Origin of the sequence: Streptomyces ambofaciens ATCC 23877, from assembly GCF_001267885.1 — a bacterium.
Classification (GTDB): domain Bacteria; phylum Actinomycetota; class Actinomycetes; order Streptomycetales; family Streptomycetaceae; genus Streptomyces; species Streptomyces ambofaciens.
This window is the reverse complement of record NZ_CP012382.1, coordinates 6,600,486-6,613,817: the sequence shown is the minus strand read 5'-3', so window position 1 is coordinate 6,613,817 and position 13,332 is coordinate 6,600,486. Positions and strand designations below refer to the sequence as shown.

Below are 13,332 nucleotides of genomic sequence, written 5' to 3'. Positions count from 1 at the left end.
AGCGCTTTACGAATAGATCAGGCAAGAGCGCCGTCGACAATCCAATTGCCGTCCGCGTTACGCGACACCTTGACGACGTCGTTCACCGCCGGGGCGGAATAGGACTTCAGCCGGCGGACACCCGCGACGGGTCCGCGTGCGGTGTCGATGTCGACGGTCCCGTTGGCGTTCACGACGGTCACCTTGGCCAGGAACCACGACGCCGCGCGCTGCTCGACGGTCTGGACTACGAGGCGCTGAACTGCGTCTCTGAGCTGTGTGGAGAGCCTCACGGGGCCTCGTCCTCCTTCCCTCCGCGGAGAGTCACGGCGAAGTCCGCGTCGGCCGTCAGAGGGACCGTCAGGGACTGCACTAGGTACCGCTCCTTTCGGCCTGCGTGGGCAATGCGGACGATGTCGTTACCCTCCAACGCGGGGTTGGGGAGGGAGTCGAGAGAGGTCTCTACATTCGGCGCCGTAGCGTCGAACAGAGCGAAATTCGCGGCGCTCAGGCAGTCGCCCGCTGTAATCCATAGGGCAGACGAAATGAACTTCGTCACCTTGCCGAATGGGCCGCCCCATCTCGTCGGACTTCCCGGGTCAGTGTCGCGGGCGGTACCGCTTACTGGAGCTGACCCGGATGCACTGTTCTCGCCCGACGCGACAACGGCGTTGTAAACGCCCGTTCGTGACACAGAACGCGCGGAAGAGATGAGCGTTCCGCCCTCCCCCTCCGTGATGTCCCACGCAACGGGACCGTTTACGACGTCGGGTAGGTCGGTGACGACGAAGCGGTCCAGAGCATCGACGTATATCTCCGCACTCATCGCGCGAGCGATTTGCGTGATGGCGTCCCAACGGTCGTTTCCGGCGTCCCACGTCGCCACGGCGACACTCGGATTGCGGTTGCCGGTCGTCATGTTCGTGACTACGGCGTTGGGGAGCGTCTGACGGATGAGCGTCGTCATTGCGTCGACGCATCCGCCCAATCCCCGAGTGGTGGTCGGGACTTGGAACTTGTCGTCGATGATTGCCGACTCCATCGACGTCCCCGACACGGTTATCGGGCCTAGGTGGACGTCACCCGACGGATTGTCGACGCGGAATGTGCCGAGTGGGACCCACTCCTCCGCGCCGTTCGTGTAGCGAATGCCGCGGGACACGACGAGCTGTTGACCGTAGGGAGCGAGTACGTCCGTCTCACCCCAGGGCAGGAGCGAGGGATCGGGGATGGTGAGGGACAGCTTGCGCCGGCTCTTGCTTCCGCGGTCGACGGTGACGGAGCCACTGTCGAAGGGGAGGTTGGAGCGCACGAGCTGACCGCCGAAGTAGGCGTCGACCCTGGCGACCATCGTGTGGGATGTCGCCAGGGTTCGGAGGAACGTGGGGCTGACGGGGTACATCAGTGCCTCACGCTCCCGTGTAGATGTCGAGCCACGATGTCTTGCCGGAGAGGACGTCCGCCCAGGTGGGCCCGGCGTCCTTGACGAGCTGCCACGTGCGGGTCGCGCTGCCCGTGACGCCGCCGATGGGCCGGTCGACCTCCGTCAGCGGGAGGACCCATGTCCGGTCGTGGAACGCCGCGTGATCGGCGACCGGTGCGGCACTGACGTCACCGACGGACACGTACATGTCCTCTTCCCCCCAGCCCGGGGGCCACTGAAGGAGGAGGATGCTCCCGGCGCTCAGGACCCATTCGAGGGCCTGGCGCTCCGCGGTCGTCTCCGTGACGACTGTGAGGTCGCCGGTTTTGCCGCCCCGCACGTCGCTGATGACGACGGGTAGTCGCCGGCCGCGGACCTGACTGACGCCCTGGCGGGCGGTCGTGCGCCACGTCGGCATGGGCGTGCCCACGGTTAGCTGGACGCTGCGCTGCGGGAGACCCGGGTCTTTCAGCCAGACGTCCGTGTCGTCCGCCAGCAGGGTGACCGGGTCGCAGGTGTAGTTCCGCCACGAGGCGCCGGACGGGGAGGTGATGGTGACGCGCCACGTGACGGGCACGCCAAGGGGCGCTTCGTAGTCGGTGATGGCGGCGATGTCGCCGGTTACCGGTTGGTCGGTGAGGTCCCCCGTCCATCCACGGACGGGAGCTGTGCCTCCGTCCCCGTCCAGCCGGACGAGGGTCCATGTCCAGTCAGGCCCGCCAGAGGACAGGCCGCTGACCACGAGGGCGGCTCCTCCTCCCGCTGCTGGTGTGGCAGCGACAGTGAGGCCTCCCGGGACGATCTGTACCCGGTCGACGTAGAACGTGTGCCCGCCGGGCACGTCGACGAGGCCGACCGACACGCGGACGGAGACAGCGCCTTCCGGCGCAATGTCGCCGGAGGGTCCCAGGTACCAGCCACTTGAGTCAGTGACTACCCAGCTCTGCCACCGGTCGCGAAGAACGGCCCCAGTAGCGTCGAGCCACTCGAACCGCGTGGTGAAGGGAAGGGCGCCGGAGGGGGACCTCGTGGGCACCTTCAGTTGGTAGGACTGCCCGGGGATGATCGGAGTCACGGGCGTGACGTCGAGGGCGATGGTCAGATCTCCGCCGGCTGCGACGATAGCTGCGGAGTAGTCGCCGTTGTAGGCGTAGGCGGTGCTGAGCGTCGCCGTTGCTCCGGTCACCGTCCACCCGGTGATGCCGCCCTCCACGTCACTCTGTGCGTAGGGGATCAGGTTCCCCGGCACGAGGGCGGGCGTCAGGTTCAGGAAGCGCATGATGTCGCAGGTCCACGCCTGGCCTCCGGCCGTAGCGGTGGGCGCGATGACCAGTCGTGCGGTTGCAGCGTCGAGCGGAGCAACGGCGACCGTGTTGCACGGGGTCCACGCCGACGAGCTGAGAGTCCACGGGTTGCCCGTGGTCGTCAGGATCTGCGTACCTACCGAGTCGTACCAGTAGATGTCTACGCGCATCGGCGGAGAGGCGTTCCGCGCCACCATCTGAGCCATGTACGTAGTGCCGGGAGTGACCGACACGGCGGGGCCCATGGCGCGCATCTGCCCGGCGGCCGTCGACGTCAGGACGAGGCTGTACCAACCCTCAAAGGCGAGTGCTGTGGTGCGGGTGAGGGTGGTGTTCTCCAGGACCGTCCATTCGGACGCGTCCCCCTCCACGCTCGACGCCGTGTAGGGCATGACGTTGTACGTCTGGTTGTTGTTCGGAAGTCCGAAGGTGATGCGGTCCACGGCCACCTGAGCACCGGAGCCCAGCCCGGTGACCGTCACGGTGATGGCGGCGTGAGTGGCTCCAGCGGGTGCAGCGGCAGTAACCTGCGGCGGAGGGGTGTTCCACTCCGTCGTGGTGGTCAGCGTCGTCGCTGTGCTGGTGGACGTCGATATCGCCGACCCGCCGGTCGGGGCGGAGTACCAACTGATGCGGATCGTCGACGTCCGGCCCGCTATCGCAACGAGGTTCACGAAGTAGGCGTAGGCCTGATAGACGCTGCCGGCCGTAACGGCGACGCGTGATGCCGTCGTCGCCGTCACTGTGCCAGCCGCGGAGGCTTGCAGCCCGAGTGAGGCGGCCCCCGCGTAGAAGCGGGTGGACTTGAAGAGCGTTGTGTTCGCTCCCGCAGTCCACCCGCTCACGTCCGTCTCCACCGACTCCACGTTCGCGCTGAGGAGGTTGGTGGGGACGCTCATCCGCCTTCGGCCCCCCGCTCACCGGGGGTGTACGGGAGCGGCTCCGCGGGCGGGTCCGCCGGCACGGTGCCGTAGTCGACGATCGGCGGCACCTCTACGGTGACCGGCGGCTCCGGGGTCGGCTCCGTCGGAGTCTCGGGAGTCTCGTCGGACATCAGTCCCACCTTCCGTTGTTGAGATCGGTTGCAGTCGCGGAGTCGTAGGTGTCGATCTCCGTGCGGACGATGTCGGTGATTTCGCGGTCACCGACGAAGACACGCACAGCGGCATTGACCGTCGCCGGTCCGCCTCCGCTCTTCGCGGCGCGGATGTCGGCCCACTGAGAGCCGGTGAAGACGGGCTCAGGGCGTCCCGTGCCATTGGCGACGAGGGAAAGACCTGGCTGGAGGTAGCCACCGTCGTCGTACCAGTGCGGGGAGCGAGCGAGCCATTTCGAGTAGGCCGCGGACGGGGAGCCGTAGTCCGGACGGCCCTTGATGTAGTCGAGGCCCCACCGGATCTGCGTCTTGTAGTTCGTCCGCCAGTCCGCGCCGGCCGCGGCCATCTTTGACGCGGGGAGTGCCTGCGGGATGCCGTAGGCGCCGGAGGACGGGTTCTCCGCGTTCCAGCGCCAGTTGGACTCGCCCTCCCACAGCTTCTTCAGCGGGGCGAACTGCGAGGAGCCCCAGCCGTAGTTGTCCAGGATGGACTTCGCGTACTTCTGCGCTGCGCCGACGGCTGCGGCTCCTCCGCCTCCCCCACTCAGGTACTTCATGGGGTCGACGGCACGGCCGTTCAGCCTCGCCTCCAGGTGAAGGTGAGGGCCCGTGGTGTTGCCCGTCGCGCCCACGTCGCCGATCCGGGAGCCCCCGTTATGGTTCTTCGGAAACGTCGTGCGGATCTTGGAGAGGTGAGCATAGAGCGACTGGAGTCCCCCGCCGTGATCGATGATCACGTGCTTGCCGTAGGGGCCTCCGCTTGCGGCCTTCGAGACGCGTCCGTTTGCCACGGCCTTGACCGGCGTCCCCGTCGCTGCGGGAAAGTCGAGGCCCGTGTGATACCCGCTGGACCACATGGCGCCAGGTACGCCGAACTTGGTTCCGATGCCGGCGTTCACAGGCTTCTGCCACTGTCCGCCCCATCCCCCGTTTTCGGCGGTCAGGGAGGTCACAGCGTCGATCAGCTTATCCCTTAGGCCACCGACCATCTTGACGGGGAGCTTCCCCAGGGTCTTGCCGTAGGGCGAGTCACCGACACCGTCAGCCACCTTTGCCAGGACCGGCTTCGTGAGCCTGTCCCAGATCTTCGACGGGTTGACCATGAGGTCCGCGGCTTGCTTCGCCCAGTCAATGCCCGTTCCTATGACGTCGGAGAAAGTGTCCTTCGTCCAGTCCCACGCACCGCCGATGATGCCGCCGTCCTCTAGGAGCTGAGTGCCAGCCTGAGCGTGGAGAGCGACCGCACGAGAGCGGTACTTGGGGTCCGTCGGGATGACGAATTCGGGGTACCGCGGGTTTCCCTCACCGACGATTGCCGTCGGTCGGTTGACCTTCATCGGCTTCGCTACGCCCCAGCCGTCGCCGACGGTTCCGCCGGCTTCGAGGAGCTTAGGACCGGGCGGGAGCGGGTCCATTCCGACGTACTTACCGACGCCGTCGAAGAGGGCCTTGATTCCCTTTGTGTAAACCCACTCGATCAGGAAGTTCACGGGCTTTTTGGCAATGTTGGAGATCTGTCCCCAGTTTTTGCCAATGGCGTCCTTGGCGTGCCGGAATCCTTCTCCGACGAGCCTTACGCCTTCCTTGATCTTGTCAAAGGCCGGCTTCAGTCCCTTGTTCCAGAGCCACGAAACCTTGTCACTGATGAAGTCGACGTGCGGCTTCACGCCCTTGTCGTAGAGCCATTTGAAGACTCCACCGACGGCGCGAAGGATATCCATCACGAAGCCGAAATAGCGCTTCACGATGTTGTTCCACCACCACACAATCAGCTCACCGATGAAGCCGATGATGGGGCGCCAGAAGTGATCCCATACCCACTTGAGGACGTCGCCGACGCGCAGCCAGTAGGCAATGAGGAAGTCAATGTAGGGCTTCAGGAGGTTATCCCAGACCCACTTGAATACCTCCCCCACCTTCGTCCAGTAGGCAATGAGGAAGTCGATGTAGGGTTTGAGCCAGTGGTCCCACACCCACTTGAAGACTTCGCCCACCTGCTTCCAGTAGGCGATCAGGAAGCCGATATACGGCCTGATCACGTGCTCCCAGAGCCACATGACGATAGCGCCGAACCACTCGAAGAACGGCCGGAGATAGCGCTCCCAGATTTCTACCGTCTTGTCCCGGATGGCGTTCCAGGCTGCGGTTACGACCTCCCGGAATCCCTCGTTGTTGTCCCAGAGGTACTTGAGCCCCAGGGCCAGAAGGGCGATTCCCATGATGACGGCGCCGATGGGATTCATCGCCATGGCCAGGTTCCACAGCTTCGTCGCGACCCACAGGCCGTACAGGAGCTGAATTGCCCATGGCGCATTCTCGGCGACGTACCGGATTGCGTCGGCTACATTCCCGAGAGTTTCGAGAATTATCCGGGACAGGGGCTCCAGCGACTTCGCCAGGTCGAACAGTGCGGCGCCGAGTTTCCTCAGCGTCTCGGAGACGAATGGGCCCATCTCCTTCGCGTAGCTCAGGAAGTCTTCGAATTCCTTGGACCCGCGAAGGCCCGTGCCCCAGTCAGCGAACCTCTTCGTGATCCGCTGCATGCGCTCCGATATGGAGTCCATGTGCGGGAAGAACGCTTCCAGGACGCCGGCCATGCCCTTGAAGACATTGCCGAACCCAATTCCCAGACCTTCGATAGCGGGCTTTGCCGCCGTCGAAATACCCGTCTTGAAGCGCTGCCAGAACGGCTCCTTCAGGTCCGCACTCGCGCGGTCCATTACCTCCTGAATACCGTCGGAAGTGCTCTTGACGAGCGGCGTCAGGCCGGGGAGTGCCCGCTTCGCGCCGTTGACCATCCGCGTGAAGATCGGGAGGACGTCGGGCTGAAGGGACTTCGACCATTCCTTGAATGCCGGAATGAGTCCCTGGGGGCCCGCGAGCGAGTCGTAAAGCGCCCGCTGTTCCGGCGTCAAGTTCGCGAGTGCCTTACGGTACTCGTCCGCCTTCGTGACGGCCTTCGCCGTGGTGTCGATGGACGACAGGCGAGCCGCTTCGACGCCCCGCTCCGCGGAGGTGATGGAGTCCGCGGCCTGAACCTGCGTGTCGGCGGCGTTCTGCACGGCGTCGGACAGGGCCCGTTGTGCGTCCGCGACGGTCTGAGCCGCCTCCACCTGCGCTCGGGCGGCGTCGGTCTGCGCGTCAGCAACGGCTTCCGCCTGATCACGCACGTTCTGCTGAGCGTCCACGACGGCCTGGAGCTGATCACGCACGTTCTGCTGCGCGTCGGCCAGGCGCTCAGAGGCGCTCTTGACCTCGTCGCTCCCGTCGACGCCGGCCTTCTTCGCGGCCTCCGCATCCTTCTGGAGCTGCGCGTAATCCTTCTTCTGCTGCGCCGCAGCCTGAACGGACTGGTCGTAGGCGAGCTGGGCCCGCTGGAGCTGAAGTTCCGTCGCCTTGCCGGCGTCGAACTCGCGCTGAACTCGGTTGAGTTCCTCCTGTGCCTCACGGACGCGGAGAGTGGCGTCTCGCTCGTCAAGCTTGCCCCGCTCCAGCTCGTCGTTCAGGTCCGCGAGCTTCTGCGCAGCATCCTGACGGGCACGGGTGAGATCCTGCTGAGCCTGTGTCGCGTCCTCCTGCGCGTCGATCAGGGAGCGCTCTGCCGCCTGAACGGCGCGCTTGGAGTCGGCAAGCGCACGCTCCGCGCGCTCGACGGCCTTGGCTGCTTGCTCGCGCTGTTCCATGGCACGCGCTGCCGCCTGGCCAAGGGCGCGCTCTGCGTCCTCCACCTGGCGGTTAGCCTGGGCGATGGAGCGGGCGGCGTTGCGGTGAGCGGCGGCAAGGGACTGCTGAGCAGTCGCCATCTGGAGGGCGTTCTGTGCGGCTTTCACGCTGGCAGCAGCGCCATTGTCCGTCGCGGTTGCGGCTTCCTTCTCCGCAGCCGTCTTCGCCTGTATGACCTTGGTTACCCCTTGGACGGCGGGAATTGCCGCCAGGGCGAAGGCTCCGACGCCAGCGCCGGCCGCGAGTGCCGCGGATGCGATAGCCCCGATACCTGCGGCCAAAACCGGGATGGCGGGAATGATGGCGATCCCCGCAAGCGACGCCGACAGGGCGAGGAGGGAGGCCTGAGCCTGCGCCGTGTTGGCCCTGACCTTGATGTTGACGTCGTCGCGGTCTACGTCGTTGATCTGCCGCTGAATCGCGGCTAGCTCAGCGCGGGCCGTGGCGATATCCGCGCGAACCTGCACGTTCGGGGAGCGGGAGCCCAGCGCCGCAAGCTGGGCGTCGATGGTCTCGATCTCCGCCGCAGCCGTCGCCACGTCAACGTCAATGCCGATGCGCTTCCCGCTCAGCGTCTCCATGCGGGCGCGGACGCGAGCAAGGTCGGCGTCGAAGCCCGTTGTCGAGAGGCGGACGTCAGGACGCGGGAGGGAGCGGAACGCCACCTGAAGGCGGTTCTTGAAGGCCCGCCCGAAGGCGCCAGCGTTGTCGTCGCCCTGTCGCGTTGACGCTGTCCGTGCTGCCCGTCCGCCGTTGTTGATGGCGGACGGGATTGCCACGGTGATGTGGCGCGACATGGCGTCGCCGAAGGCGCGGCCCGCGTCCTCACCAGCGCTTCTAGCGGCGGGGAGGGCAATGGCCTTCAGCTTCTCGTGGAAAAGCGGCGCGACGGGTACGACGTCCACGCCCACGGTTCCGACAATGTCCAGGCCTGCGGCCATGGGCTACGCCTCCTTCTCCGGCTGGTTTCTCAGCCGCGGGTCGAGGGCGCGGCGCTGCTCATCACTCAGTCGCTTGTGCTTGGGCTTGTGCTTGGGCGGGATGCCGGGGCGTGGCGTCGGCTGGAACTCGCCAGGCTTGCCGCCGTTGACGGCGATGAGCGCCAGGCGCAGCTTCACAACCTCGTCCTTGACGGACGCGAGGAGCGTCTCCGTCCCACTCCACGGAGCCAGGTCGGGACGGCCTTCGTCGGTGTGCTCCTCCAGCACCTTTTGCGGGATGCTCGCGCGGATGGCCGTCTTCGTCGCACTCTCCGGCGGCAGATGCTCGATCCAGATGCGCAGCGTACGGAGGGAGAGCCTCCCGCGGTACACGTCCAGCACGGTCCAGCCGGGGTAGTACCGCGGGATGTCAGCCTCTAGCGCTTCCGCGTGCTGCGCGAGGAGCGCGCACGTGCGGTGGACTTTCCCACTGGCTCACCAACGGCTTCACTGGCCTTGCCGACGAAGTCGAAGATCTCAGCGAAGGTCGCGTCGAGGTCGATGAACTTCTCCACGTCCTCCTCGTGCAGGACGCCAGCCGCCCAGGTGTCGAAGTCGCTCTGTCGCAGGGCTCGCATGTGCGAGGGGCGCCAGTGCAGGGCGCTCTTCACGCGAAGCTCAGTGCCGCACAGTTCAGCCGTGGCGTACTCCTCCGTCGCCTCGTTCTCCTGCGCCTCAGCGGGGCTAGTGGTCTCGGACATGCGCGGGTCTCCTAGGTCTGTTGCGTGAGTCGTTTTGCGCGGGTCGAAGAGATGAAGCGGGGCCCGGACCCGCGCAGATACGGGCCCCGCTGGTCACTTACGGAGCCTCCGGGAAGAAGTCCGTCACGTCGGCCGCTCCGTAGTCGATGAAACGGGTCACGGCCGCAGCGTTCGACGCGCCCTTGTAGAAGCGCATGGTCATCTGCACCGACATGACGTCCTCGGTCTGGGGCTGCTCGTCCCCGCGCTCGATGACCTTGCCGTTCGGCATGTAGTACCTGAGCTTCTTGTCTCCGTCGATGGTGTCGAAAACAAAGGCATACCGAAGATCGTTCGGCTTGTCGGGGAGGTCGTAGGTCGCGATGCCGCTCGTGGTGTCTGGACGCAGCGACTCAAGTGGGACGTTGTCGTAGAGGCTGCGGACGAGGGGGTTGAGACCCTCCAGGAAGGTGACCTGAAGGCTCTTCGTCGACCGGGTCATCAGGGTCCGGATCGGCTCCAGGGAGCCGGCGGCGTTGACGTCCTGGCTCTCCTCCTCGATGGTGAACGTGCCGCCATCGGTCGTGATCCACCCGAGGCACTGCCACGGGGTCGCGGGGTCCGCGAAGTCAGCCGGCTTCGTGGCGTTCATCGGCGCCAGGTGGACGAGGTAGTCAGTTGCGCCGAACGTCAAATCCGCGTTGCGGGTATCCGCCATGAGCCCTCCAGGGCATGCGAGAGACCCGCGCGTCACAATGGACGTCGGGTCGGGGTGTCAGGGGGTTACGCGTCCCGGAAGGACACGGTGTAGGTGGCGCCTCGTCGGTGAATCAGCTCGTTAGTCCACGGTTGCCGAGAGGGGCCGGAGTCACATCGGACGGAGCGGATGACTGCACCGTTCACCGGGCCGTGAAGGAAGAGCAAGGCATCCCGCAGGGCGTTGGCGAGTGTCCGCGCCTCGTCCGCCGTGGCGGCGAAGACATCGACGAACACACGCGGGTGCGACGAGAACCGTGCGTCGGCTCCTCCGTCGCGCTGAATCCGAATGCGCGGGAGCCTCTTCTCCAGCTCCGGCGGAGTCTCCGCGCCGGCCTTGACGCCGGTCAGCGCCTCCGCCCAGGGGTTCAGGACAGCTTCGATGTCAGCCATGGGCAGCCTTCATCGTGTCGACGGCCTTGTGGAGGACGGCGTACCGGGGAGTCTCCCCGTTGCCGTACTCGACGTGACGGGCGTGGTCGCTCGTGTTGACCAGCCGTGCGCCGGCACGCATGCGAGGCTTGCCCTTGAAGGGGATGTTCTTCCAGAGCGGGGCGACGTCGAAGCTCGATGCGTACTCGCCCGTCTCACGGGGTGAGCCAGCCTCCGCCACTTCCTTCATCTGAACCGCGAATTTCCGCACGCCACGCTGCATCCACGGACGCTGGAACATCCGGCCGATGCCGCGGTAATTGCCCCGGTAGGTGGGGCGGGGTCCGTTCGTCATCCGCTCACCCGCTTCACATAGATCTCCACCCGGGCCAGCGACGTCAGGGGGAAGGCAAGGGGCTCGCCCTCCGCCTGCCACACCTCGTCACCCCGGAGGATCTTGTCCGCGGGTCGCACGTCGGTGCCTAGTGGAGCGGCGAAGACGCGTCGGGTGTCGATGACCGTCGATGCGTCGTGAGTCTCCGTCGAAGAGCCGACCGTGACGCCGTAAGGGCTCATGATCGATGAGTTCTCGACGGTGATCCGGACGGGCGGACCGGGGACCTCCGACCCCGTGGAATCCCGGACGGGCTCCCCGGGGCGCTCGATGATGAGGGTCTCAGACATGAGCTGGGCTACCAGGCTCACAGCGCCCTCCAGACCCTCACAGGCGGGCAGTAGTCCTCCGGAGCGATGTCCAGGGACGAGGCGCCGGCCGCCATGCCGACGGCACGTCGCAGTCGCTTACGCTCGTCCTCCGAGAGCATGACGCCTGTCTCGGAGTCGGCGTAGCTGACGAGCATGCCGCCCGCTTGCTCCGACCGGACCCCCGCGGGGTTCGTCAGGATGCGGGCGGCGACGGCCAGGGCGACGGACTTGACTCCGCGCTGAGGCGGGTCCGTCAGCCGCTCCCCAACCTCACCGTAGAACGCGTCTTCGGTGAGGTCGTGAGCAAGCGTGCACTCGTCGGCCGTGAGGGGACGCTTCAGGAGCGTGCGGAGTTCAGCCTCACTGAACAGTGCCACTGCCGCCCGCCTTCCGCCGTGGCGCAGCGCGCTTCGCAGCGGGCTTCGCAGACGGGGCGGTGACGCGTGAGTCGTTTTGCGCGACTGGCGCCTCCGCCCACGCCTTCGGGTTGGTGATGAGGGCCTGAGCCCACGTCGGGACCTCGTCCGCGGGGCCGAACGCGTGGGGGCGGCCCTCGTCGTCCGTCACGTGGACGAAGGTACGTAGCTTGGCCACGGTTCGGGCTCCTTCAGGATGGGAGGTCGGGGAAGTACGGCGAGAGCAGAGCTTCTACGAGGTCTTCTGCCTCAACGACGGTTGCGAACGGGCCGACGGTACGGACGCCGTCAAGTTCCACGTAGTAGCCATCGGCGATGCCCGTGCTGTTTGCGACGCCGCGCACGGTCACAGTCGACACCTTCGAAACATCCCTGAACGTGATCACAGGACGAAGAGGGTCAACCGTCGACTCGCTGACGCGGACCCAGCGTGCTTCACTCACGCAATCACGTCCGCGACGAAGGTCAGGTCAGGGTTCGCAACGATCGGAAGGGCGATGGCAGTCGCGCGAGTCCACACGGTCTGTGGGTCCTCCGACTTGTAGCCGCCGACCGCGATACCCGCAGCGTCACCGGCCAGGCCGTAGCGCGGGTCGTTCGCCTCCACCGGCACACCCCACAGGGTCTTACCGGCCGCGTCACCCTGCTCGGGCAGGAAGAGAAGCTTGTCCTCCGGAGTGATGCGCGTGGTGGCGCCGCTGACGCTCACCTTGGCGTCGTAGATCTCGATGGGCGGGATGTCGTACTGACCAAGGACGCTGTTCAGCCCCTCGCGCGTCAGGACACCCGGGGCGGAGGCAGAGCCAGCGAACGCGAGTTCTCGGATCTGCTTGTTCTGCCGCAGGAAGTTGTACACCTTGCGGGACATCAGGGTGTACGCCGGAAGATGGCCGTTCGTGTCGTTGTAGACCTCTAGCCACTTCTGGAGGTCGTCGTACGCCTTCGCAGCCTCGGTCTTGTCCCACTGGAGCGCGCTGTCGGCGATGGTGACCGAGTGGGTCGCCGACCGGCCGAAGTCCACGGACGCCTGGACGCCGTTTTCGTTCAGGGTGACGGAGCCGTTGAAGAGGGCCTGTCCGCGGGCAAGCTCCAGCCGCGCGGCGATCTGCGCGACGAGCTTCACGGAGTCGGACTCCATGGCGTCGCGGATCTCGGCGTTCTGCGTGTCGACGTTCCGCATGCGGATCTGCTCGTACTCGCCAACGGGCATCTTCCGCGAGATGGGCGGCAGTTCGCCGCTCACCCGGGCCCCGCCGGAGCGGGTCGCAATGTCCGACTCAGCGTCGAAGGCGCGGAAGTTCGCCGCCTCCGTGAGTCCGCCTCCGCCCCGGTTGAACCGGAACGTCAGGTCGTTGATGGTCTCGTTGGGGAGCCACCGGTTCAGGTTGAGCGCGTTCTCCTCGCGGAACCGGAGCGCCTCGCGGGCGTAGCCGGTGAGTTCCGCGGGAGTCGCGTACTCAGTGATGAGCTGCATGTATCAGGGCCTCTCAGACGAAGATGATGCGGCCGGCGACGTCGGTCTTTCCGGCAGCGTCGACGGCGACGGGGAGCTTCGCCTCACGGATGAAGCAATGGATGAGCATCGACCCGACGACGGAAGTTGACGCCACCTTGCGGGCGTCGACGTCCTGGGCGGTGAAGAGGAAGCCCACGAGGGTCTGTCGGCCGTCGGTGGCCGTGTCGTCGTAGGGGCCGTACTTGCCGCCGGTCGTGATCTTGCCCAGCGGCAGACCCGACTTGATGTAGCCGTCCGGGTAGTGAGTGGCCTTCGTGAACTTCGAGACGTCGAGGGTCACGGAGACGGGGGCGTCGGTGCCGTGAGCGGACCCCAGCCAATCCCGGCGGTCCTGAGTGAAAGACTCAACCTTCAGGTTGAGGTCCATGTGTCCTCCAAGAGG

15 protein-coding genes are annotated in these 13,332 nt (G+C 66.1%); all 15 read right to left on the bottom strand.

Features of this window, described 5'->3' with window-relative positions:
- Positions 1-17: 17 nt before the first annotated feature.
- Entirely contained in the window at positions 18-272 is a 255-nt protein-coding gene (locus SAM23877_RS29035; RefSeq protein WP_053139436.1) for a hypothetical protein, read from the bottom strand.
- Positions 269-1,381, bottom strand: coding sequence for a DUF5047 domain-containing protein (locus SAM23877_RS29030; protein WP_053139434.1), 1,113 nt, complete (start codon positions 1,379-1,381; stop codon positions 269-271). Before SAM23877_RS29030 ends, SAM23877_RS29035 begins: the two co-directional genes overlap by 4 nt.
- 7 nt (positions 1,382-1,388) lie before the next feature.
- On the bottom strand, positions 1,389-3,605 hold the full coding sequence (locus SAM23877_RS29025) for a hypothetical protein (RefSeq protein WP_063796796.1): 2,217 nt from the start codon (positions 3,603-3,605) through the stop codon (positions 1,389-1,391).
- Complete coding sequence (locus SAM23877_RS39700; RefSeq protein ID WP_159042012.1) at positions 3,602-3,760, bottom strand: hypothetical protein; 159 nt, start codon at positions 3,758-3,760, stop codon at positions 3,602-3,604. The genes SAM23877_RS29025 and SAM23877_RS39700 overlap by 4 nt, the downstream gene beginning before the upstream one ends.
- Complete coding sequence (locus SAM23877_RS29020; protein ID WP_053139432.1) at positions 3,760-8,466, bottom strand: aggregation-promoting factor C-terminal-like domain-containing protein; 4,707 nt, start codon at positions 8,464-8,466, stop codon at positions 3,760-3,762. The genes SAM23877_RS39700 and SAM23877_RS29020 overlap by 1 nt, the downstream gene beginning before the upstream one ends.
- A 3-nt stretch (positions 8,467-8,469) precedes the next feature.
- Positions 8,470-8,847, bottom strand: a complete 378-nt coding sequence (locus tag SAM23877_RS29015) for a hypothetical protein (RefSeq protein ID WP_244903019.1) — start codon at positions 8,845-8,847, stop codon at positions 8,470-8,472.
- Between the two features lie 35 nt (positions 8,848-8,882).
- Complete coding sequence (locus SAM23877_RS29010) at positions 8,883-9,206, bottom strand: hypothetical protein (protein ID WP_053139429.1); 324 nt, start codon at positions 9,204-9,206, stop codon at positions 8,883-8,885.
- 97 nt (positions 9,207-9,303) lie between these two features.
- Positions 9,304-9,903, bottom strand: coding sequence for a phage tail tube protein (locus SAM23877_RS29005; RefSeq protein ID WP_053139426.1), 600 nt, complete (start codon positions 9,901-9,903; stop codon positions 9,304-9,306).
- Positions 9,904-9,968: 65 nt separating this feature from the next.
- Positions 9,969-10,334: a DUF3168 domain-containing protein gene (locus SAM23877_RS29000; protein WP_053139425.1), complete on the bottom strand. Its 366-nt coding sequence runs from the start codon at positions 10,332-10,334 to the stop codon at positions 9,969-9,971.
- Positions 10,327-10,668 carry a hypothetical protein gene (locus SAM23877_RS28995; protein WP_244903018.1) on the bottom strand — a complete coding sequence of 114 codons (342 nt, stop codon included), beginning with the start codon at positions 10,666-10,668 and terminating at the stop codon, positions 10,327-10,329. The genes SAM23877_RS29000 and SAM23877_RS28995 overlap by 8 nt, the downstream gene beginning before the upstream one ends.
- Positions 10,665-10,997 carry a hypothetical protein gene (locus tag SAM23877_RS28990; protein ID WP_244903017.1) on the bottom strand — a complete coding sequence of 111 codons (333 nt, stop codon included), beginning with the start codon at positions 10,995-10,997 and terminating at the stop codon, positions 10,665-10,667. The genes SAM23877_RS28995 and SAM23877_RS28990 overlap by 4 nt, the downstream gene beginning before the upstream one ends.
- A gap of 17 nt (positions 10,998-11,014) precedes the next feature.
- Positions 11,015-11,395, bottom strand: a complete 381-nt coding sequence (locus SAM23877_RS28985) for a hypothetical protein (RefSeq protein ID WP_244903016.1) — start codon at positions 11,393-11,395, stop codon at positions 11,015-11,017.
- 230 nt (positions 11,396-11,625) lie between these two features.
- Complete coding sequence (locus SAM23877_RS28980; RefSeq protein ID WP_159042011.1) at positions 11,626-11,877, bottom strand: hypothetical protein; 252 nt, start codon at positions 11,875-11,877, stop codon at positions 11,626-11,628.
- A complete protein-coding gene (locus tag SAM23877_RS28975) occupies positions 11,874-12,908 on the bottom strand; it encodes a major capsid protein (protein ID WP_053139420.1) in 1,035 nt (344 codons plus the stop codon). The genes SAM23877_RS28980 and SAM23877_RS28975 overlap by 4 nt, the downstream gene beginning before the upstream one ends.
- Positions 12,909-12,921: 13 nt before the next feature.
- Positions 12,922-13,317 (bottom strand): head decoration protein, encoded by a 396-nt coding sequence (locus SAM23877_RS28970; RefSeq protein WP_053139418.1) that lies wholly within the window; start codon positions 13,315-13,317, stop codon positions 12,922-12,924.
- Positions 13,318-13,332: the final 15 nt, after the last annotated feature.

Bases quoted from the DNA above. Each gene is read 5' to 3' on its own strand.
- SAM23877_RS29030 (WP_053139434.1), bottom strand. From the start codon at position 1,381: ATGTACCCCGTCAGCCCCACGTTCCTCCGAACCCTGGCGACATCCCAC.
- SAM23877_RS39700 (WP_159042012.1), bottom strand. From the start codon at position 3,760: ATGTCCGACGAGACTCCCGAGACTCCGACGGAGCCGACCCCGGAGCCG.
- SAM23877_RS28970 (WP_053139418.1), bottom strand. From the start codon at position 13,317: ATGGACCTCAACCTGAAGGTTGAGTCTTTCACTCAGGACCGCCGGGAT.
- SAM23877_RS29000 (WP_053139425.1), bottom strand. From the start codon at position 10,334: ATGGCTGACATCGAAGCTGTCCTGAACCCCTGGGCGGAGGCGCTGACC.
- SAM23877_RS28975 (WP_053139420.1), bottom strand. From the start codon at position 12,908: ATGCAGCTCATCACTGAGTACGCGACTCCCGCGGAACTCACCGGCTAC.
- SAM23877_RS29010 (WP_053139429.1), bottom strand. From the start codon at position 9,206: ATGTCCGAGACCACTAGCCCCGCTGAGGCGCAGGAGAACGAGGCGACG.
- SAM23877_RS28995 (WP_244903018.1), bottom strand. From the start codon at position 10,668: ATGACGAACGGACCCCGCCCCACCTACCGGGGCAATTACCGCGGCATC.
- SAM23877_RS29020 (WP_053139432.1), bottom strand. From the start codon at position 8,466: ATGGCCGCAGGCCTGGACATTGTCGGAACCGTGGGCGTGGACGTCGTA.
- SAM23877_RS29005 (WP_053139426.1), bottom strand. From the start codon at position 9,903: ATGGCGGATACCCGCAACGCGGATTTGACGTTCGGCGCAACTGACTAC.
- SAM23877_RS28990 (WP_244903017.1), bottom strand. From the start codon at position 10,997: ATGTCTGAGACCCTCATCATCGAGCGCCCCGGGGAGCCCGTCCGGGAT.
- SAM23877_RS29025 (WP_063796796.1), bottom strand. From the start codon at position 3,605: ATGAGCGTCCCCACCAACCTCCTCAGCGCGAACGTGGAGTCGGTGGAG.